At 64.4% G+C, this 19,868-nt stretch carries 13 protein-coding genes and 2 pseudogenes; 11 read left to right on the top strand and 4 right to left on the bottom strand.

The window, feature by feature from the left end; translation table 11 throughout:
* The 4 genes and pseudogenes from AWB67_RS39420 to AWB67_RS03325 form a co-directional block, all read left to right on the top strand.
* Window positions 1-111 (top strand): annotated as a pseudogene (locus tag AWB67_RS39420) (YeiH family putative sulfate export transporter); the annotation flags it as partial.
* A gap of 55 nt (window positions 112-166) precedes the next feature.
* Window positions 167-3,088: a molybdopterin oxidoreductase family protein gene (locus AWB67_RS03315; protein WP_087654823.1), complete on the top strand. Its 2,922-nt coding sequence runs from the start codon at window positions 167-169 to the stop codon at window positions 3,086-3,088.
* A 12-nt stretch (window positions 3,089-3,100) separates the two neighbouring features.
* Window positions 3,101-3,832, top strand: coding sequence for a 4Fe-4S dicluster domain-containing protein (locus AWB67_RS03320; protein WP_087654824.1), 732 nt, complete (start codon window positions 3,101-3,103; stop codon window positions 3,830-3,832).
* A 37-nt stretch (window positions 3,833-3,869) separates the two neighbouring features.
* Window positions 3,870-4,808, top strand: coding sequence for a dimethyl sulfoxide reductase anchor subunit family protein (locus tag AWB67_RS03325; protein WP_087654825.1), 939 nt, complete (start codon window positions 3,870-3,872; stop codon window positions 4,806-4,808).
* A gap of 76 nt (window positions 4,809-4,884) precedes the next feature.
* On the opposite strand, the pseudogene AWB67_RS03330 reads toward AWB67_RS03325, so the two are convergent.
* Window positions 4,885-6,025: pseudogene (locus AWB67_RS03330) on the bottom strand (2-aminoethylphosphonate--pyruvate transaminase).
* 162 nt (window positions 6,026-6,187) lie between these two features.
* Between AWB67_RS03330 and xsc (AWB67_RS03335) the strand changes: the two are divergent.
* From xsc (AWB67_RS03335) to AWB67_RS03345, 3 genes are all read left to right on the top strand, one after another.
* Entirely contained in the window at window positions 6,188-8,014 is a 1,827-nt protein-coding gene (gene xsc, locus AWB67_RS03335; protein ID WP_200822158.1) for a sulfoacetaldehyde acetyltransferase, read from the top strand.
* Window positions 8,015-8,076: 62 nt separating this feature from the next.
* Window positions 8,077-9,117, top strand: a complete 1,041-nt coding sequence (gene pta / locus AWB67_RS03340; RefSeq protein WP_087654826.1) for a phosphate acetyltransferase — start codon at window positions 8,077-8,079, stop codon at window positions 9,115-9,117.
* A 41-nt stretch (window positions 9,118-9,158) separates the two neighbouring features.
* On the top strand, window positions 9,159-9,884 hold the full coding sequence (locus tag AWB67_RS03345; RefSeq protein ID WP_087655036.1) for a sulfite exporter TauE/SafE family protein: 726 nt from the start codon (window positions 9,159-9,161) through the stop codon (window positions 9,882-9,884).
* A gap of 5 nt (window positions 9,885-9,889) precedes the next feature.
* Here AWB67_RS03345 and AWB67_RS03350 read toward each other — a convergent pair whose 3' ends face one another.
* Both AWB67_RS03350 and AWB67_RS03355 read right to left on the bottom strand, forming a co-directional pair.
* Window positions 9,890-11,611 (bottom strand): cobaltochelatase CobT-related protein, encoded by a 1,722-nt coding sequence (locus AWB67_RS03350; RefSeq protein ID WP_087655037.1) that lies wholly within the window; start codon window positions 11,609-11,611, stop codon window positions 9,890-9,892.
* Window positions 11,611-12,594, bottom strand: a complete 984-nt coding sequence (locus tag AWB67_RS03355; protein ID WP_087654827.1) for an AAA family ATPase — start codon at window positions 12,592-12,594, stop codon at window positions 11,611-11,613. The genes AWB67_RS03350 and AWB67_RS03355 overlap by 1 nt, the downstream gene beginning before the upstream one ends.
* 181 nt (window positions 12,595-12,775) lie before the next feature.
* On the opposite strand from AWB67_RS03355, the gene xsc (AWB67_RS03360) reads away from it, so the two are divergent.
* The gene (gene xsc / locus AWB67_RS03360; RefSeq protein ID WP_200822159.1) at window positions 12,776-14,602 is read left to right on the top strand and encodes a sulfoacetaldehyde acetyltransferase; all 1,827 of its coding nucleotides are present in this window, start codon (window positions 12,776-12,778) and stop codon (window positions 14,600-14,602) included.
* 210 nt (window positions 14,603-14,812) lie between these two features.
* Window positions 14,813-15,565, top strand: a complete 753-nt coding sequence (locus tag AWB67_RS03365) for an IclR family transcriptional regulator (RefSeq protein ID WP_025527925.1) — start codon at window positions 14,813-14,815, stop codon at window positions 15,563-15,565.
* A 141-nt stretch (window positions 15,566-15,706) separates the two neighbouring features.
* Here AWB67_RS03365 and AWB67_RS03370 read toward each other — a convergent pair whose 3' ends face one another.
* The gene (locus tag AWB67_RS03370) at window positions 15,707-16,528 is read right to left on the bottom strand and encodes an IclR family transcriptional regulator (RefSeq protein WP_087654828.1); all 822 of its coding nucleotides are present in this window, start codon (window positions 16,526-16,528) and stop codon (window positions 15,707-15,709) included.
* Window positions 16,529-16,857: 329 nt separating this feature from the next.
* Here AWB67_RS03370 and AWB67_RS03375 point away from each other — a divergent pair, with 329 nt between their 5' ends.
* A complete protein-coding gene (locus AWB67_RS03375) occupies window positions 16,858-18,489 on the top strand; it encodes a GMC family oxidoreductase (protein ID WP_087654829.1) in 1,632 nt (543 codons plus the stop codon).
* Window positions 18,490-18,536: 47 nt separating this feature from the next.
* The gene (locus tag AWB67_RS03380) at window positions 18,537-19,859 is read left to right on the top strand and encodes an MFS transporter (RefSeq protein ID WP_087654830.1); all 1,323 of its coding nucleotides are present in this window, start codon (window positions 18,537-18,539) and stop codon (window positions 19,857-19,859) included.
* Window positions 19,860-19,868 lie beyond the last annotated feature (9 nt).

Genomic DNA, 19,868 nt, shown 5'->3' on the forward strand with positions numbered 1-19,868 from the left:
CAAATTCGCGAAGCCGGTCCGCGTGCGCTGGCAACTGGCGCGATCCTGTATGCATGGCTGATCGGCGGTGGATTGGCAATTACCTATGGCGTGCAGTACCTGTTCGGCTGAACGATTCGAGAGGCGCACGCTCAGGCGTTGAAGCACACTCAAGAAGGGGCAAGAGATGGAACACAGCGCTCGCACGCAAAACGAAAAGCTCGAAGTCAAGACCACGACGTGCTACATGTGCGCGTGCCGCTGCGGCATCCGCGTGCACTTGCGCGAAGGCGAAGTGCGCTACATCGACGGCAACCCGAATCACCCGCTCAATCAGGGCGTGATCTGCGCGAAAGGCGCGTCGGGGATCATGAAGCAGTACTCGCCCGCTCGCCTCACGCAGCCGCTGGTGCGCAAGCCCGACGCCGAACGCGGCACCGCGCAATTCGAGCCGGTCTCGTGGGAAACCGCCTTCGCTACACTCGAAAAACGCCTCGCCCACCTGCGCGCGACCGACCCGAAGAAGTTCGCGCTCTTCACCGGCCGCGACCAGATGCAGGCGCTCACCGGCCTCTTCGCGAAGCAGTTCGGTACGCCCAATTACGCGGCGCACGGTGGCTTCTGCTCGGCGAACATGGCGGCGGGCATGATCTATACGATCGGCGGATCGTTCTGGGAATTCGGCGGCCCCGATCTCGACAGCGCCAAGCTCTTCTTCATGATCGGCACGGCGGAAGATCATCATTCGAATCCGCTCAAGATCGCCCTCTCGAAGTTCAAGCGCGCGGGCGGGCGCTTCATCGCGATCAATCCGGTTCGCACCGGCTACGCGGCAATCGCAGACGAATGGGTGCCGATCCGCCCCGGCACCGATGGCGCGCTCTTCATGGCGCTGATCCACGAACTGATCGCCGCCGATGCCTGGGATCACGCGTTCGTTGCGCGCTACACGAACGCGGCCGAATTGCTCGACATGAACGAAGCGAGCGACAGGTTCGGCCTCTTCGTGCGCGATCCCGACAAGCCCGAAGGCAACCCGCTCTTCCCGCAGAACCACTTGTGGTGGGATCGCGCGACGAATCGCGCGGTGCCGCATCACGCCCACGGCGCCGACCCCGCGCTCGACGGCCGCTACACGCTCACCGACGGCACGCCCGTCACGCCGTCGTTCGCGTTGCTGCGCGAGCGCGTGGCCGATTGCACGCCCGAATGGGCCGCGGACATCACCGGCATCCCCGCCGCGACTATCCGGCGCCTCGCCGCCGAGATGGCGCAGGTGAGCCGCGACCACAAGATCACGCTGCCGATCCGCTGGACCGATGCATGGGGCAAGACGCACGAGACCGTCACGGGCAACCCGGTCGCGTTCCACGCGATGCGCGGACTCGCCGCGCATTCGAACGGCTTCCAGTCGATCCGCGCGCTCGCGGTGCTGATGTCGCTGCTCGGCACGATCGACCGGCCGGGCGGCTTCCGGCACAAGTCACCGTTCCCGCGCGCGGTGCCGCCGTCGGCGAAACCGCCGAATCATCCCGACGCGGTCAAGCCGAACACGCCGCTCGCGAGCGGCCCGCTCGGCTGGCCGGCTGCGCCCGAAGATCTCTTTATCGACGATGCGGGCGGACCCGTCCGCATCGACAAGGCGTTCTCGTGGGAATATCCGCTCGCGGTCCACGGCGTGATGCACAGCGTCATCACGAACGCGTGGCGCGGCGACCCCTACCCCATCGACACCCTGATGATCTTCATGGCGAACATGGCGTGGAATTCGTCGATGAACACGGTCGAAGTGCGCAAAATGCTCGCTGACAAGCACGATAACGGCGAGTACAAGATCCCGTTCATCGTCGTGTGCGATGCGTTCCAGTCGGAGATGACCGCTTTCGCCGACCTGATCCTGCCCGACACGACGTATCTCGAACGCCATGACGCGATGTCGATGCTCGATCGTCCGATCTCCGAATTCGACGGTCCGGTTGATTCGGTGCGCGTGCCGGTCGTGCCGCCGACGGGTGAATGCAAGCCGTTCCAGGAAGTGTTGATCGAGCTCGCGAGCCGGCTGAAGCTGCCCGCGTTCACGACGCCAGAAGGCACGCGCAAGTATCGCGATTATCCGGAGTTCATCGTCAATCATCAGACGGCGCCGGGTTCGGGCGTGGGCTTTCTGATCGGCTGGCGCGGCAAGGATGGCAAGGACGCGCTCGTCGGCGAGCCGAATCCGAACCAGTGGGAGCAGTACGCGAAGAACGATTGCGTCTTCCACTACACACTGCCCGAAACCTTGCAATACATGCGCAACTGCAACGGGCCGTATCTCGACTGGGCCGTCGAAAAAGGCTTTCGCAAGTTCAACGAGCCGATCCTGATCCAGCTCTACTCCGACGTGATGCAGAAGTTCCGCCTCGCCGCGCAGGGTCGCACGAAGGGACGCCAGCCGCCCGATCATCTGCGTGCGCGCGTCGAGCATTATTTCGATCCGCTGCCGTTCTGGTATCCGCCGCTCGAACGCGATTCGACCGATCTCGCGCGCTTCCCGCTCGCGGCCGTCACGCAGCGGCCGATGGCGATGTATCACTCGTGGGATTCGCAGAACGCGTGGCTGCGGCAGATTCACGGCGAGAACCATCTGTACATGAATCCGCTGATGGCGCGCGAGAACGGTATCGAGGACGGCGGCTGGATCTATGTCGAATCGCAGTGGGGCAAGGTGCGCTGCATGGCGCGCTATAGCGAGGCCGTCGAGCCGGGCACGGTGTGGACGTGGAACGCGATCGGCAAGGCGGCGGGCGCGTGGAACCTCAGTCCCGACGCGAACGAATCGCAGCGCGGCTTCCTGCTCAATCACCTGATCACCGACGAACTGCCGGGCGCTACGCCCGCCGCGACGCGCCTGTCGAACTCCGACCCGATCACGGGCCAGGCGGCATGGTACGACGTGCGCGTGCGCGTCTACCCGGCCGAAGCCGATGCGGACCACACGCTCCCGCAATTCGCGCCGATGCGCGCCGCGCCCGGCATGACGGGCGTGATCCAGCGCGTCGTGCAGACCTACTTCGCGGGTCGCGGGGAATTCGCCGCGCGCCTGCGCAACACGATCAAGAACAACTGACAGGAGCCGCACATGACCCAGATGGCGCTCGTGATCGACCTGAACGTCTGCGTGGGATGCCACGCGTGCGTGACGAGCTGCAAGGAATGGAACACGTCGGGCGAGGCGGGCAGTCTCTCCGATTCGCGCCCCTACGACGCCGATCCTTCCGGCACTTTCTTTAACCGCGTGCAGACCTACGAGGCGGGCGAATTCCCGCTCGCCGACACCATCCACTTCCCCAAGTCGTGCCTGCACTGCGAAGACCCGCCGTGCGTGCCCGTGTGTCCGACGGGCGCGAGCTACAAGCGCAAGGAAGACGGCCTCGTGCTCGTCGATTTCGACAAGTGCATCGGCTGCAAGTACTGCGCGTGGGCGTGCCCGTACGGCGCGCGCGAACTCGACGAAGCGCGCCAGGAGATGACCAAGTGCACGCTCTGCGCCGATCGCATCAATAACGAGGCACTGCCCGAGCGCGATCGCAAGCCCGCGTGCGTGCTGGCTTGCCCGACGTCGGCGCGGCTCTTCGGCGATATTCACGACCCGGAGTCGGTCGTATCGAAGGCGATACGCGAGCGCGGCGGATACCAGTTGATGCCCGAGTGGGACACAAAGCCCGCGAACCACTATCTGCCGAGGCAGCCGGTCACGTCGTGCGGTAGCGGTTCGTGCTCTTGTCAGCCGGAGAGCGGGCAAGCCGTTACGCTCGATGCGCAACTCGAGCGCGGCGAATTGCATCTCGCCTCGATGGCCGTGCGCATGTGATTCCCTATATCGATTTCATCGACTTTTGGAGCAGCCAATGAAACCCGCATTCTCGGTCGTGTTCCTCACGACGTTGAGCGGCGCCGCGCAGGGCCTTTTAATCGCTCTGTTCTGCGTCGAAGCCACGCTGCATTTCGGCATCGTGGCGGCGCCTTCGCAGATGTTCTTCGTCGTCGGCGCGTCGGTGTCGGTCGTGCTCGGCGTGCTCGGGCTCGTCGCTTCGTTCTTTCATCTCGGGCATCCCGAGCGCGCGTGGCGCGCCATCGCGATGTGGCGCACGTCATGGCTCTCGCGCGAATGCCTGTGCCTGCCCGCGTTTCTTGCCTGCGCGTTCGCGTACGGCGTCGCGCACTGGTTCGCGTCGCCATGGTCGCTCGCGATCGGCGCGCTCGGCGTGGTCGCGAGCGGCGCGCTCTTCGTGTGCACCGCGATGATCTACGCGTGCCTGCGCTTCCTGCAGGAATGGGCGACGCCGCTCACGATGGTCAACTTCGTGCTGCTCGGCTGCGCGTCCGGCTTCACGCTCGCGACCGCATGCGCGGCGTGGCTCGCGCCGATGCTTACGAGCGGACTCGCGACGTGCGCCTGCCTGCTGACGCTCGCGGGCTGCGTGAGCCGCGTCGCGTCGCTCGTGCGCAATGCGCGCCTGCGTCCGAAGTCGACAGTGCAAAGCGCGACCGGCATCAAGGGCACGAACGTCGTGCAGAAATCGCGTGGCTTCACGGCTGGCGCGTTCAATCTGCGCGAGTTTTTTCATGGGAAGACGCCCGAAGCGTTGCGGCGCATCAAGTGGACATTTCTTGCTTGCGCGTTCGGCGTGCCGTTCGTGCTGATGGTGACGGGAACGGGCGTGTCGTCGATCGGGCTGCTTTGTGCCGCTTTCGTCACGCAATACGCGGGGCTGGTCGCGGAACGATGGTTCTTCTTCGCCGAGGCCAGGCATCCGCAGAATCTGTATTACGCGCGGGCTTCGTGATGCGGCCTTCGGGCGGCGTACGACCTCTTGAAGCCGCTGACTTGCGGCTGCGATTTGTGTTCCGGCCGCCTCGGAATCAGGCGGCTTGCGTCGATGAATCGGTGATGCCCATCGTTTGAAGCGTCTCGCGTACCGCTTCGAGGGCGCCGCGCATCTCGCGCTCGCCGATCCGCCCGATGCAGCCGATCCGGAATGAATCCGCGACCGTCAGCTTGCCCGGATAAATGACGAAGCCGCGTTCCTTCAGACCGTCGTAGAAGCGCTGGAAGTCGAAGCGTTCGTTGTCGAGCATGTGGAACGTGACGATGATCGGCGCTTGCAGTTCGGCTTTGAGTAACGGCTTGAAACCGAGCGCCGTCATGCCTTCAAGGAGGATGCTGCAGTTGGTCCGATACCGCCCGCCACGCCCTTGCACGCCGCCTTCCGCGTTGACCTCTTCAAGCGCCTGATGCAGCGCGACGATTACATGCGTCGGCGGCGTGAAGCGGTACTGGCCGGTCTTCTCGAAGTTCGACCATTGATCGGTGTAGATCGAGAACCAGCGTCGTCGCGTTGCCTTGCGAAGCTTCGAGCGCCGCACGTCGGCAAATCACGAATCCCAGCCCCGGCACGCCTTCGATGCACTTATTCGACGATGCCGTGATCGCGTCCGCGTGCAATGCGCGGGCATCGAGCGGGATCGCACCAAATGCGCTCATCGAATCGATCAGGAAGCGCTTGCCGTAACGCGTGGCGAGTTCACCAATCTGCGAAACCGGATTGAGGATGCCCGACGTCGTCTCGCAATGCACCGCAAAGACGTGCGTAATCGACGGCGTGCGCTTCAGGATCGACTCGATTTTCTTGAGGTCGGGCGGCGCGTCTTCCGCCGTCTGATGCACGACCGTCTTGCGTCCTGCGATATCGAGGATGCGCTTCGCGCGTAATCCGTAAGCGCCGTTGATGAGCACAAGCACCTTGCCATCGCGCGGCACGAGGCTCGTCAGCATCGCCTCGACGGCGAACGTCCCCGAGCCTTGCACCGGCACCGTTACGAACTCATCGCCGCCGTTCGCGATGTCGCGCAACTGCGCAAGTACCGATTTATTGATCGCGACGAAGTTCGCATCGCGAGAACCCCAGTCGTGCAGCATTGCGGCCTTGACGCTGCGCGACGTGGTCAGCGGGCCGGGCGTGAGGAGAAACCAGTCGCCGGTTTCGGAGGCGGATTGGGGCATTTGTGGTCCTTGATCTACGTTTTGTACATCGCTATTTTAGATACAAATCATACCGAATAATGGAATTTGTCGTTGACGGTGGCGGTGCGTTGATCTACATTTGATTCAACGCACACTTTTCGGAACCTATCGTTCCGTTTTTATTAAACACCGGAGACACCCATGAGCGAACTCGACCCCACCCTCGCCGCGCCCGCCACCGACGCCATCGGCCCGCAAGCCATGACGCCCTCCGAAGCGTTCGTCGAAACGCTCGCCGCCAACGGCGTCACCGATATGTTCGGCATCATGGGTTCGGCCTTCATGGACGCGATGGATATCTTCGCGCCCGCTGGGATTCGTCTGATTCCGGCGGTCCGCGATCAGGGCGCCGGCCCTATGGCCGATGGCTATGCGCGTGTCTCGGGCCGTCATGGCGTGGTGATCGGGCAGAACGGACCCGGTATCAGCAACTGCGTGACGTCGATTGCGGCGGCTTACTGGGCGCACAGCCCGGTGGTGATCGTCACGCCTGAAGCGGGCACGATGGGCATTGGCCTCGGTGGCTTTCAGGAAGCCAAGCAGTTGCCAATGTTCCAGGAGTTCACCAAGTACCAAGGCCACGTTACGCATCCGGCGCGCATGGCTGAATTCACGGGCCGATGCTTCGACCGCGCAATGGCCGAGATGGGGCCGACGCAACTGAATATCCCACGCGACTATTTCTACGGTCAGATCAAGGCCGAAATCCCGCAGCCGCAGCGGCTCGATCGTGGCGCGGGTGGCGAGCAGCGTCTGAACGAAGCGGCCGAACTGCTGGCGACTGCGCGCTTTCCGGTGATCATCTCGGGCGGTGGTGTCGTGATGGCTGATGCCATTGAGGAATGCAAGGCACTTGCCGAACGGCTCGGTGCACCGGTCGTGAACAGCTATCTGCATAACGACTCGTTCCCCGCGAGCCACCCGCTGTGGTGCGGCCCACTTGGCTATCAAGGCTCCAAGGCCGCAATGAAACTGCTCGCCCGCGCGGACGTCGTGATCGCACTCGGCTCACGTCTGGGACCGTTCGGCACGCTGCCGCAGCACGGCATGGACTACTGGCCGAAGAACGCGAAGATCATCCAGATCGATGCCGATCACAAGATGCTTGGGCTCGTGAAAAAGATCACCGTCGGCATTTGCGGCGATGCGAAAGCCGCCGCTGTCGCGCTGACGCAGCGTCTCAATGGCCGCACGCTCGCCTGCGATGCATCGCGCGAGGATCGTGCAGGACAGATTCGCTCGGAGAAGGCCGCCTGGGAGAAAGAACTCGACGAATGGACGCATGAACGCGACCCGTACAGCCTCGACATGATCGAAGAGCAGAAGCACGAGCGCACCCCGGGCGGTGGTGAGTATCTGCATCCGCGTCAGGTGCTGCGTGAGTTGGAAAAGGCGATGCCTGAGGACGTGATGGTCTCGACCGATATCGGCAATATCAATTCAGTCGCGAACAGTTACTTGCGCTTCGAGAAGCCGCGCAGCTTCTTTGCTGCGATGAGTTGGGGTAACTGCGGCTACGCGTTCCCGACGATCATCGGCGCGAAGGTGGCCGCACCGCACCGTCCGGCGGTGTCCTACGCGGGCGATGGCGCCTGGGGCATGAGCCTGATGGAGACGATGACCTGCGTGCGCCACAACATTCCGGTGACGGCGGTGGTGTTCCACAACCGCCAGTGGGGCGCGGAAAAGAAGAACCAGGTCGATTTCTACAACCGCCGCTTCGTTGCGGGCGAACTCGACAACCAGAGCTTCGCTGAAATCGGCCGGGCGATGGGTGCGGAGGGCATCGTCGTGGATCGGCTGGAGGACGTTGGACCGGCATTGAAACGCGCGATCGATCTGCAGATGAATCACGGTAAGACGACCATCATCGAAATCATGTGTACCCGCGAACTCGGCGATCCGTTCCGCCGTGACGCACTCGCCAAGCCCGTGCGCATGCTCGATAAGTACAAGGACTACGTCTAACCGCTGAAACATGCCGGAAGCAACCTCTGCTTCCGGCTTCCCACACTCCCCAAAAAACCCTCATGAAAGCGATCAACCGCATCATCGATCACGCGCGCGCGACGCCCATGCGCATCGTGCTGTGCGAGCCCGAGGACCCGCGCATGCTGCAGGCGGCGCAACGCGCGACGCGCGAGGGCATCGCGCGCATCGTGCTGGTCGGCGAGACGGCGCGCATCCGCGAGGCCGCGGCCCGCGAGCAGATCGATCTCGCGGACATGGACGTGATCGACCCGGCGACATCACCCCTCGCCACAGCTTGCGCCGACGAACTCTTCGCGCTGCGCAGCAAGAAAGGCATGACACGCGACGAAGCTCAACGCGAGGTGCTGAATCCGCTCTGCTTCGCGAACCTGCTGGTGCGCCTCGGCCAAGCGGACGGCTCCGTCGCGGGCGCGGTGAACACCACCGCCGACGTCGTGCGCGCCGCGATCCAGATCATCGGCGTGCGGCCGGGGTTCCGGCTCGTCTCGAGCTTCTTCCTGATGATGCTGTGCGAGCCGTTCCACACGATGAAGGGCGGCCTGATCTTCTCCGACTGCGCGCTCGTCGTCGAACCGGACGCGAACGAACTCGCCGAAATCGCGATGGCCGCCGCCGACAGCGCCGCGAGCCTGCTGATGGACGAGCCGCGCGTCGCGATGCTCTCGTTCTCGACGAGCGGCAGCGCGCGGCACGCGGCGGTCGACAAGGTCGTCGCCGCGACGGAACGCGTGAAGGCAGAGCGCCCCACCCTCGCCATCGACGGCGACGTTCAGCTCGACGCGGCGATCGTCGCGGAAATCGCGCGCCGCAAGGTCGAGCATTCGCAGGTCGACGGGCACGCCAACGTGCTGATCTTTCCGAGCCTGGAGGCGGGCAACATCGGCTACAAGCTGGCGGAGCGCATCGGCGGGGCGAAGGCGATCGGGCCTCTGCTGCAAGGGCTGAAGAAGCCAGCGAACGACCTGTCGCGCGGCTGCAGCGCCGACGACATCTATTACGTGATCGCCGTGACGAGTGTGCAGGCGCAGGCCGTACTGCAATCGACGGCCGACACGCGAGCGGCCTCGTCCGCGCCGTGAGCATCGCGGGCGTGCTCCATGCGCTCACGCTGCTCGCACTGATGGGCGCCGCGAGCTACTTCCAGACGGTCACGGGCTTTGGACTCGGCATGATCGTGCTCGGCGCGGCGAGCGGCTTCGGCCTCGCACCGCTCGCGAGCGTGGCCGCGCTGGTGAGCCTCGTCACGCTGGCGAACAGCGCCATCGCGTTGCCGGGCACGCTACATCACATCGACTGGCGCGCGGTGGGCGCGGCGACGCTCGGGCTCTTGCCATCGGTGATCGCGGGTGTGCTGCTGCTCGACTATCTGAGCGGCGCTGCGTCGGGCATCCTGCAGATGATGCTGGGCGCGGTGATCCTCTACGGCGGGCTCGCCGCCGCGTTGCGCCCCGCCCCGCTCGCGCGGCGCTCGGACGATCGCGGCTTCTTTCTCTCCGGCGTGTTCGGCGGCCTGCTGAGCGGGATGTTCGGCATTTCCGGTCCGCCGCTCGTGTTCCAGTTCTATCGACAGCCGTTCTCGCTCATGCAGATCCGCTGCGCGCTGATCCTGCTGTTCGCCATGACGGCGCTGATTCGCTCGCTTTTCAGCGCGTGGCACGGACAGCTAGGACACGAGATCTGGATGCAGACGGTGTTTGCCGTGCCGGCGGTGGCGTTAGCGACGGTCGCGGCGCGGCGCTATCCGCCGCCGATATCCGGCGTCGCGACGCGAAGGATCGCGTTCGGGGTGCTGGTGGTCATTGGGGCCTATTTGATGGTGAGGGCGGTGCGGGGGTGGCTTCAATAAGCGCCCTACCCCCGCCCGCCCATCCACCGCACGACCTCCCCCAACATTTTCATATCCGGCGGCGTCGAAAGATCGAGCGCTAACGAGCGCCGGTAATACGGACTCAAGTCGAGCCCGACGCCCAGCCCAAGCACCTCGACATCGCGTACCGCTTCATGCCGCGCGACGACTTCCTTCAAATGATTGTCGAGATAGAACGCATCGTTGGTCTGCGCGGTCGCGCTGTCCATCGGGCTGCCGTCGGAGATCACGATCAGCATGCGCCGCTTCTCCGGCCGCGCGCCGAGCCGCTTGCACGCCCATTCGACAGCCTCGCCGTCGATACCCTCGCGAAACAGCTCCGCCCTGAACATCGCGGCGATGTCGCGGCGAGCGCGGCGCCAGTTCGTCGATGCATCCTTGAACACGAGATGCGATACCTCGTTCAGCCGCCCCGGATGACGCGGCCGGCCGCGCGCGAGCCAGTCGAGTCGCGCGCGGCCGCCGTTCCACGCGGCCGTCGTGAAGCCGAGCACCTCGCTCGTCACGCCCGCGCGGTCGAGCGCGCGCACGAGGACGTCGATCATCGTCGCAACCGGTTCGACGTGCGCCTTCATCGACCCCGAGCAATCGATCAGGAAGCTCACCGCGCAATCCGCGACGAGCGTGTGTCGTTCCAGCCGAAAGAGCCGTCGCTCGTTCGGCGATGCCACGAGTTGCGCGAGGCGCCGTCCGTCGATGCGGCCATGCTCCTCGCCGAACGACCATCCGTCGCGCTCGGGATCGGCGAGCGCGGCCTTCAGCGCGTGCGCAAGGCGGCTCACGTTGATCCCCTGCGCCGCGATGCGCGCGTCGAGCTTCTCGCGGTACTCGTCGAGCAGCGCCCGGCGCACGCGTGTGGCGGGACGCACCTCCTCGTCGTAGCGACTCGTGTAGACGCGATACCCGTCGCCCGACGCATCGAGTGCACGGCTCGTGCCCGTCACGGCGATGCCCATCTCCTTGTACTCGTCCTCATCCGAACCGAGCCATAGCGAAAACGTCTTGCGCGCGGCGGCTTGGTCATCGAGGTCGTCGGCGTCCGCGGACGAATGGTCGGCGCGCGCCGCCTGGATCATCTCGCTCACGCGCTGCGCGATCTCCAGCGCGTGAATCGCGAACGCCGCCTGATCGTCACGTTGCCGGCGGATTCCCGCGAGGCCCGAGCCGAGCGCCGGCGCGATGGCCGCGCGCGTCGCTTCGATGAGTCCTTCGGTTTCCTCCAGCACCGGCTCGCCCGTCAGCCGCGACCACGCCATCTGCGACACCGTGTAGAGCAGGATGCCGAGGTGGCCGTCGAGCAGCCCCGAGCGGTGAAACGCGCGCGACCACGCCTCGAAACGATGCCGCACATTGCGCACGACGCCCGGCATGCCCGGCGGCGTCAGCGTTTCGCAGCGCAGTTGTTCGAGCAGTTCGAACACGAGCCGCTCGACCGGATCGGCGGGACATTGGTCGCGATGCAGCGCCGCGTCGGAATGCATGAGACGCAGCGCCGCGCCATCGGCGGCGCCACGCAGCGACGCGAAATCGTCGTCATGTCGATCAGTGTGCAGATGCGGCGCGTGCAGCGGCAGCGGACGGTCGCCGCGCCACAGGCGGCCGTCTCGATAATGCAGTTCGGCGTCACCGGTGAGCGCGCGCATGGCCGACGCGCACAGGCGCTCACGCGCCTCGGCGATGAGCGCCGCCCCGCGATCGGCCGGCATCAGAAAAGCGCCGATGCGTGGCTCTCGCATCCGGCATCGAGTTCGCGGCCGAAGCAGCGCTGGAAATACTCGGCGACGGTTGGCCGCTCGGCCTCGTCGCACTTGTTGAGGAAGGTCAGGCGAAACGCCATCGCGGGATCGCGGAAGATCTGGCAGTTCTCCGCCCAGTTGATGACCGTGCGCGGCGACATCAGCGTCGACAGGTCGCCCGTGGCGAAGCCCTTGCGGGTGAGTTCGGCCACGCTGACCATCGATTCGATCAGCGCGCGGCCGGCGTCGTCGGCGAGTTCAGGCACGCGCGCGAGCACGATGCCCGCTTCCTCCGCGCGCGGCAGGTAGTTGAGCGTCGCGACGACGTTCCAGCGATCCATCTGCGCGTGATTTAGCACCTGCGTGCCGTGGTATAGCCCGTTCAGGTTGCCGAGGCCGATGGTGTTGGTCGTTGCGAACATGCGGAAATACGGATGCGGGTGGATCACGCGGTTCTGGTCGAGCAGCGTGAACTTGCCGTCGCGCTCAAGAATGCGCTGGATCACGAACATCACGTCGGGGCGGCCGGCGTCGTATTCATCGAAGATCAGCGCGACCGGCCGTTGCAGCGCCCACGGCACGATGCCTTCCTGGAATTCGGTCACCTGCAGGTCGTCGCGCACGACGATCGCGTCCTTGCCGACGAGATCGAGCCGGCTGATGTGGCCGTCGAGGTTTACGCGCACGCACGGCCAGTTCAGGCGCGCGGCGACTTGCTCGATGTGCGTCGATTTCCCGGTGCCGTGCAGCCCCTGCACCATCACGCGGCGATCGCGCGTAAAGCCTGCAAGGATCGCGAGCGTGACTTCAGGATTGAAGCGATAGGCCTCGTCGATATCGGGGACGTGGTCGTCGCGCTCGCTGAACGCGGGCACCATCAGGCCGGAATCGATGCCGAAAACGCTTCGCACCGGCACCATCCGGTCCGGCTTGCTGCTCGCGATATCTGTCACTTTTGCTCTCCTCGGCGTATGTCTCTCTTTAGGCTCATCATAAACGCATTCTTTTTTAGATACAAATCATACCGAATAATGGAATTTGTCGTTGACGGTGGCGGTGCGTTGATCTACATTTGATTCAACGCACACTTTTCGGAACCTATCGTTCCGTTTTTATTAAACACCGGAGACACCCATGAGCGAACTCGACCCCACCCTCGCCGCGCCCGCCACCGACGCCATCGGCCCGCAAGCCATGACGCCCTCCGAAGCGTTCGTCGAAACGCTCGCCGCCAACGGCGTCACCGATATGTTCGGCATCATGGGTTCGGCCTTCATGGACGCGATGGATATCTTCGCGCCCGCTGGCATTCGTCTGATTCCGGTGGTCCACGAGCAAGGCGCCGGACATATGGCCGATGGCTATGCGCGTGTCTCGGGCCGTCATGGCGTGGTGATCGGGCAGAACGGACCCGGTATCAGCAACTGCGTGACGTCGATTGCGGCGGCTTACTGGGCGCACAGCCCGGTGGTGATCGTCACGCCTGAAGCGGGCACGATGGGCATTGGCCTCGGTGGCTTTCAGGAAGCCAAGCAGTTGCCAATGTTCCAGGAGTTCACCAAGTACCAAGGCCACGTTACGCATCCGGCGCGCATGGCTGAATTCACGGGCCGATGCTTCGACCGCGCAATGGCCGAGATGGGGCCGACGCAACTGAATATCCCACGCGACTATTTCTACGGTCAGATCAAGGCCGAAATCCCGCAGCCGCAGCGGCTCGATCGTGGCGCGGGTGGCGAGCAGCGTCTGAACGAAGCGGCCGAACTGCTGGCGACTGCGCGCTTTCCGGTGATCATCTCGGGCGGTGGTGTCGTGATGGCTGATGCCATTGAGGAATGCAAGGCACTTGCCGAACGGCTCGGTGCACCGGTCGTGAACAGCTATCTGCATAACGACTCGTTCCCCGCGAGCCACCCGCTGTGGTGCGGCCCACTTGGCTATCAAGGCTCCAAGGCCGCAATGAAACTGCTCGCCCGCGCGGACGTCGTGATCGCACTCGGCTCACGTCTGGGACCGTTCGGCACGCTGCCGCAGCACGGCATGGACTACTGGCCGAAGAACGCGAAGATCATCCAGATCGATGCCGATCACAAGATGCTTGGGCTCGTGAAAAAGATCACCGTCGGCATTTGCGGCGATGCGAAAGCCGCCGCTGTCGCGCTGACGCAGCGTCTCAATGGCCGCACGCTCGCCTGCGATGCATCGCGCGAAGACCGCGCCGGACAGATTCGCTCCGAGAAGGCCGCCTGGGAGAAAGAACTCGACGAATGGACGCATGAACGCGATCCGTACAGCCTCGACATGATCGAAGAGCAGAAGCACGAGCGCACCCCGGGCGGTGGTGAGTATCTGCATCCGCGTCAGGTGCTGCGTGAGTTGGAAAAGGCGATGCCTGAGGACGTGATGGTCTCGACCGATATCGGCAATATCAATTCAGTCGCGAACAGTTACTTGCGCTTCGAGAAGCCGCGCAGCTTCTTTGCTGCGATGAGTTGGGGTAACTGCGGCTACGCGTTCCCGACGATCATCGGCGCGAAGGTGGCCGCACCGCACCGTCCGGCGGTGTCCTACGCGGGCGATGGCGCCTGGGGCATGAGCCTGATGGAGACGATGACCTGCGTGCGCCACAACATTCCGGTGACGGCGGTGGTGTTCCACAACCGCCAGTGGGGCGCGGAAAAGAAGAACCAGGTCGATTTCTACAACCGCCGCTTCGTTGCGGGCGAACTCGACAACCAGAGCTTCGCTGAAATCGGCCGGGCGATGGGTGCGGAGGGCATCGTCGTGGATCGGCTTGAAGATGTCGGACCGGCATTGAAACGCGCGATCGATCTGCAGATGAATCACGGTAAGACGACCATCATCGAAATCATGTGTACCCGCGAACTCGGCGATCCGTTCCGCCGTGACGCACTCGCCAAGCCCGTGCGCATGCTCGACAAGTACAAGGACTACGTCTAACCGCTGAAACATGCCGGAGGCCAACCACTTCCGGCCTGTTTCGTTCCATTTCGTACGACATAGCGCAAAGGCCCGCCCATGAACCTCGAATCCGGCTTACCGTTTTCCGCCGATCCCGTGGACGTCGCGGACACGGCCGAAATCTTGTCGAAACCAGGCTGGACCCCGGTTGAGTACAATGTTGCCGATCCATTTTCCGGAACGGCAGACATGAAAAAAGCGGACACCCCGACCCTGCGTGCGTTCGCGCTGCTCGAACATCTCGTCGCTGCCGATGGCCCCGTGTCGCTCGCGGACATCGCCCACGAAATCGATGCGCCGAAGGCCTCGTTGCACCGCATGCTCGCGTCGCTCGAAGCGGGCGGCCTCGTGATCCGCGAGCCCGGCCAGAAGAACGCATACGTGATCGGGCCGCGTCTCGCGCAGCTCGGCCTCGGCGTGATGATGCATTCCGGCGCCCGGCGTCTGCGTCACGCGATCCTGACGCGCCTCGTGTCCGATCTCGGAGAAACCTGCAACCTCACGATGCTGCACGAAACGGAAGTGCTCTACCTCGATCGCGTCGAGGCGCCGTGGCCGCTGCGGCTCGACCTCAAGCCCGGGTCGCACGTGCCCGCGTATTGCAGCGCGAGCGGCAAGCTGTTGCTCGCGATGCTGCCGGCCAGCGAACGCGCGGTGCTCGTGCGCGCGCTCCAGTTGAAGCGTTTCACGCCCAACACGCTTACCGATCCCGAACTGCTCGAAGCCGAACTCGATCGCGCTGCGCACAAGGGCATCGCGGTGGATAACGAGGAGTTCGTCGTCGGCATCGTGTGCGTCGCAGCGCCCGTCGTCGATGCGCAGAATCAGTGCGTCGCCGCGATCGCCGTGCATGCGCCCGTGTCGCGCGCACCGCTTTCGAGGGCTTTGGAATTCGTGCCACGTCTGCAGGAAGCGGCCCGCGAGCTGGCTTCCACGTTCTGATCGTTCAGCCCACGCCGCTAGCTGGTTACGATGGCGCTCATGGTGTGGTTTGTTCAACGGCGTTTGATGCGCCTGCGCTCCATGGCAAGTCCCATCGAAGCACAAGCGCATCAAACGATGTAAGCACGACCTGACCGCGACCTAGCCTGCCCCGTCCGCCTTGTGCAACAGCGGCGCGAATCGCAGCGACGCTTCCTTCAGCTTCGGCACGGCCTTCAGTAGATCCTCGAGACTCGAGCGCGCCGTCGGCGCATGCACGGCGAGCGACGCCAGTACGTGCTTGCCCTCCTCGTCGCGCACCGGCACGGCGACCGCCACCATCCCCCGCACGAATTCCTCGTTATCGATGCCCACGCCGCGCGCGGACAGCCGGTCGAGCTCCGCTTCGAGCAGGCTTGCGTCCGTGAGCGTCCGATAGGTCATCCGCGTGAGCGGCAGGCGCGCGAGCACTGCGCTGCGCTCGGCGCGTGTCATCTGCGAGAGAAACAGCTTGCCGCTCGCCGTGCAGTGCAGTGGCACGCGCATGCCCGGTTGCATGTGCAGCCGCAGCGGCTCGTTCGTCTCGACCCGTTCGATGTAGAGCACGGTATCGCCATCGAGTGCGGTCAGGTTGCAAGTCTCGCCGAGGGTCTCGACCAGCCCGCGCAGCAGCGACCGGCACGCACGCGTGAAGCTGCTGCTGCCGAGCGTCGCGAGCGCGAGTTGCGCCGCGCGCGGACCGAGCGTGATGCCGCGATCGGTACCACGCGAATCCGGCAAGTGCATGACGTAGCCCTGCGCTTCGAGCGATTCGATGAGGCGCGTGAGCGTCGCCTTCGGAATGTGCAGCCGCGCAGAGAGTTGCGACAGTGTGTAAGGCTGCCCGGCGACCGCAAGCTGATCGAGGATCGACAGCGCGCGCAGGACGCGGCTGTCTTCGTTCGACTGGTGGTTTTTGCCGGGAGAAAGCGGGGTCTCGTTCATCGGGCGCGGGGCTCCTTGCCGTGACCGGCCGCATCGACCGGGTTCGATTAAAGCAGAACAAAATATATCATTTTTTAGATCAATGACGAAACCGCCAAGCAGCTACGCCTGGAATCATTCGAAAACTCTCGGCGAACGGCCCATCACCGCTCACCCCTGAATTTTGAGACAAATTCGCGAGATTCCGTTCCACTTTCCGCTGACCGAACGTTTTCCACTTGGCATCGCGAGGCGTTTGCACGACATTGAAAGCTACAAAACGGAACAACCCGTTCCATAGGGTTGAAGAAAAGACCAGCGTGAACGCCGGTCGAAAGGAGACAAGAATCATGTCGTTCGAAGTGGACTACATCGTGGTCGGCGCGGGCTCCGCCGGCTGCGTTCTCGCCAACCGCCTGAGCGAAGACCCGGACGTCCGGGTGCTGCTGCTCGAAGCGGGCGGCCCGGACAGCAATCCGTGGATTCACATCCCGGTCGGCTACTTCAAGACGATGCACGACCCCGAGTACGACTGGTGCTATCGCACGGAGCCGGACGCGGGCATCGCCGGGCGGCAACTCGACTGGCCGCGCGGCAAGGTGCTGGGCGGATCGAGTTCGCTCAACGGCCTGCTCTACGTGCGCGGACAGCGCGAGGACTACGACCACTGGGCCGCGCTCGGCAACCGCGGCTGGGGCTACGCCGACGTGCTGCCCTACTTTAAAAAGTCCGAGGACCAGGAACGCGGCGCAAGCGAATATCACGGCGTGGGCGGGCCGCTGAAGGTATCGGACCTGCGGCTGCGCCGGCCGATCGCGGAGCATTTCATTGCGGCGGCTCAGGATATCGGCATCCCGTTCAACGACGACTACAACGGAGCCTCGCAGGAAGGCGTCGCCTATTTCCAGCAGACCGCCTACAAGGGCTTTCGCTGGAGCACTGCCAAAGGCTTTCTCAAGCCGGCGAAGGACCGCGCGAATCTCGTCGTCGAAACGCGGGCGCAGACGACGCGCGTGCTCTTCGAAGGCGCGCAGGCGGTCGGTGTCGAGTACATGCGCGACGGCGAAGTGCGCACGGCTCGCGCGCACGCCGAAGTGATCCTCGCGGCCGGGGCGATCGGTTCGCCGCAGATTTTGCAGAACTCGGGCGTCGGTCCCGCTGACGTGCTGCGCCGCGCAGGCGTGCGTGTGCGTCATGAACTCGCGGGCGTCGGCCAGAACCTGAAGGATCATCTGCAGGTGCGGCTGGTCTTCAAGACGCGCGAACGCACGCTCAACGACGAAGTGAACAACCCGCTGCGCAAGGCATGGATCGGTTTGCAATACGCGCTCTGGCGCACCGGCCCGCTCACGCTCGCGGCAAGCCAGGTCGCGATCTTCACGCGCTCGCGGCCTGATGTCGAGCGGCCCGACATCCAGTTCCACATGCAGCCGCTCAGCGCCGACAAACCCGGCGAAGGCGCGCACCGCTTCTCGGCGTTCACGGCATCCGTGTGTCAGTTGCGGCCGCACAGCAGCGGCAGCGTTGAGATCCGCTCGGCGCACCCGCTCCAGTATCCGGCGATCCAGCCCAACTATCTCTCCGACGAACGCGACCACGCCGTCGTCATCGGCGGGATCAAGGTGGCGCGGCGCATTGCCGGGGCGCCGTCGCTCGCGCCGCAAATCGTTTCGGAGTTCGTGCCGGGCGCCCAGTACCAGACCGACGCCGAACTGCTCGACGCCGCGCGCCGCCACAGCCAGTCGATCTATCACCCGGCGTGCACCTGCCGCATGGGCCGCGACGCGCTCGCCGTCGTCGACGATCGCTTGCGCGTGCACGGCCTCGGGCGGCTGCGCGTCGTCGATGCGTCCGTGATGCCGGAACTCGTGTCGGGCAATACGAACGCGCCCGTGATCATGATCGCGGAGAAGGCGGCGGACATGATCCGCGCCGACCGGAAGAATTCGGTCGTGCAATCCGTGCTCGAAGAAGTGCTGTGACACCGACGTGGAAAACCACGCGGCAACCATTAACCCGGAGACGCAACATGGAGCAGACGAAGCGCAATGACGCGAAGCAGATCAGGCGGGTCGTGACGGCGAGCCTGATCGGCGCGACGATTGAGTGGTACGACTTTTTCCTGTACGGCGTGGTGGCCGGCATCGTGTTCAACAAGCTGTATTTCCCGAACGACGATCCGCTCGTCTCGACGATGCTCGCCTACGGCACCTTCGCCGTGGGCTTTCTGAGCCGGCCGCTCGGCGGCGTGATCTTCGGCCACTTCGGCGACAAGCTTGGCCGCAAGAGCATGCTCGTGATGACGCTGATGATCATGGGCGTCGCGACCGTGCTGATCGGCCTCGTGCCGACCTACGACCAGATCGGACTGTGGGCGCCGGCGCTGCTGCTTCTGTTGCGCGTCGCGCAGGGGATCGGGCTCGGCGGCGAATGGGGCGGCGCCGTGCTGATGTCGTTCGAGTACGCGCCGAAGGACAAGCGCGGCTTCTACGCGAGCATCCCGCAGATCGGGCTCGCGCTCGGGCTGTGCGTCGCCTCGGGCGTCGTGGCGGCGCTGTCGTCGTTCCTGACCAACGAGCAGTTTCTCTCGTGGGGCTGGAGGCTGGCGTTCGTGCTGTCGATCGTGCTGGTTGCGATCGGCATGTACATTCGCCTGAACGTAATGGAGACGCCCGAGTTCGCGAAGGTCAAGCAAAAGGGCGAGCAGATCAAGCTGCCGATCGGCGAGGTGCTCAGCAAGTATCCGGGCAACGTGCTCGCCGGCATGGGCGCGCGTTTCATCGACGGCGTGTTCTTCAACGTGTTCGGCGTGTTCTCGATCGTCTATCTGACGCAGACGCTGAAGGTCGGCCGCACCGATGCCTTGCTCGGCGTGATGGCGGCGGCGGTCGTGATGATGTTCACGATCCCGTTCTTCGGGCGTCTCTCGGATCGCGTCGGACGCACGCGCATCTACTTCTGGGGATCGCTCGTCACCGGTCTCTCCGCGTTCGGCGGCTTCTGGCTGATGAAGCACGGCAGCGACCATATGCTCCTGATCTGGCTCGCGATCGTCATTCCGTTCGGCGTGTTCTACGCATCGGTGTACGGTCCGGAAGCGGCGCTCTTCGCCGAACTGTTCGACGCCAAGGTCCGCTATTCGGGCATCTCGTTCGTCTATCAGTTCTCGGGGATCTTCGCGAGCGGCATCACGCCGATCGTCGCGACCTTCCTGCTGCGCAAAGGCGATGGCGAACCGTGGCTCATCTGCATCTACGTGCTCTTCTCGGCGCTCGTGAGCGCTCTCTCGGCGGCGTGGATCGGCAACCGGGGACGCACGGCGGTGCGGCGTGTCGAGTGGGAAGCGCGGTAAGCGCACGGC

This window comes from Caballeronia terrestris (assembly GCF_001544515.1).
Lineage (GTDB): Bacteria > Pseudomonadota > Gammaproteobacteria > Burkholderiales > Burkholderiaceae > Caballeronia > Caballeronia terrestris.

What these genes read in the sequence shown, in the direction of transcription:
- AWB67_RS03315 (WP_087654823.1), top strand. Translation starts at nt 167, where the DNA reads ATGGAACACAGCGCTCGCACGCAAAACGAAAAGCTCGAAGTCAAGACC.
- AWB67_RS03320 (WP_087654824.1), top strand. Translation starts at nt 3,101, where the DNA reads ATGACCCAGATGGCGCTCGTGATCGACCTGAACGTCTGCGTGGGATGC.
- AWB67_RS03325 (WP_087654825.1), top strand. Translation starts at nt 3,870, where the DNA reads ATGAAACCCGCATTCTCGGTCGTGTTCCTCACGACGTTGAGCGGCGCC.
- xsc (WP_200822158.1), top strand. Translation starts at nt 6,188, where the DNA reads ATGAGCGAACTCGACCCCACCCTCGCCGCGCCCGCCACCGACGCCATC.
- pta (WP_087654826.1), top strand. Translation starts at nt 8,077, where the DNA reads ATGAAAGCGATCAACCGCATCATCGATCACGCGCGCGCGACGCCCATG.
- AWB67_RS03345 (WP_087655036.1), top strand. Translation starts at nt 9,159, where the DNA reads ATGGGCGCCGCGAGCTACTTCCAGACGGTCACGGGCTTTGGACTCGGC.
- AWB67_RS03350 (WP_087655037.1), bottom strand. Translation starts at nt 11,611, where the DNA reads ATGCCGGCCGATCGCGGGGCGGCGCTCATCGCCGAGGCGCGTGAGCGC.
- xsc (WP_200822159.1), top strand. Translation starts at nt 12,776, where the DNA reads ATGAGCGAACTCGACCCCACCCTCGCCGCGCCCGCCACCGACGCCATC.
- AWB67_RS03365 (WP_025527925.1), top strand. Translation starts at nt 14,813, where the DNA reads ATGAAAAAAGCGGACACCCCGACCCTGCGTGCGTTCGCGCTGCTCGAA.
- AWB67_RS03370 (WP_087654828.1), bottom strand. Translation starts at nt 16,528, where the DNA reads ATGAACGAGACCCCGCTTTCTCCCGGCAAAAACCACCAGTCGAACGAA.
- AWB67_RS03375 (WP_087654829.1), top strand. Translation starts at nt 16,858, where the DNA reads ATGTCGTTCGAAGTGGACTACATCGTGGTCGGCGCGGGCTCCGCCGGC.
- AWB67_RS03380 (WP_087654830.1), top strand. Translation starts at nt 18,537, where the DNA reads ATGGAGCAGACGAAGCGCAATGACGCGAAGCAGATCAGGCGGGTCGTG.